Source organism: Streptomyces hyderabadensis, from assembly GCF_020404845.1.
Taxonomy (GTDB): domain Bacteria; phylum Actinomycetota; class Actinomycetes; order Streptomycetales; family Streptomycetaceae; genus Streptomyces; species Streptomyces hyderabadensis.
In genome coordinates this window covers 1-475 of sequence record NZ_JAIOJZ010000156.1, presented here as the reverse complement: position 1 = coordinate 475, position 475 = coordinate 1, and the positions used below count along the sequence as shown (strand labels likewise).

General features: G+C 68.0%; 1 protein-coding gene. It reads right to left on the bottom strand.

The features are described from left to right. On the bottom strand, positions 1–475 hold a 475-nt coding region (locus tag K7854_RS37330), incomplete at both ends, for a polyketide synthase (RefSeq protein WP_226030988.1).

Sequence of the window (475 nt, the reverse complement as noted above, 5' to 3'; positions counted from 1 at the left end):
CGCATCCGACAAGCGCTCCAGCACCACCACACCCACACCCTCGGCCCAGCCCGTCCCATCCGCCGACGCCGAGAACGACCGGCACCGTCCGTCGGAGGACAACGCACCCTGCCGCGAGAACTCCACGAAGCTCTCCGGTGTGGCCATCACCGTCACACCACCCGCCAGCACCAGATCGCACTCACCCGACCGCAGCGCCTGACCACCCAGATGCATCGACACCAACGACGACGAACACGCCGTGTCCACCGTCACCGACGGACCCTCAAGCCCCAGCACATACGAGACGCGGCCCGACAACACCGACCCCGCCGCCGCATGCCCCGCGTAGTCGTGATACATCCCGCCCACGAACACACCCGTCGCACTCCCCCGCAACCCCAGCGCATCAACCCCCGCCCGCTCCAACGCCTCCCACACCGTCTCCAACAACAACCGCTGCTGCGGATCCATCCCCACAGCCTCATTGGGACCC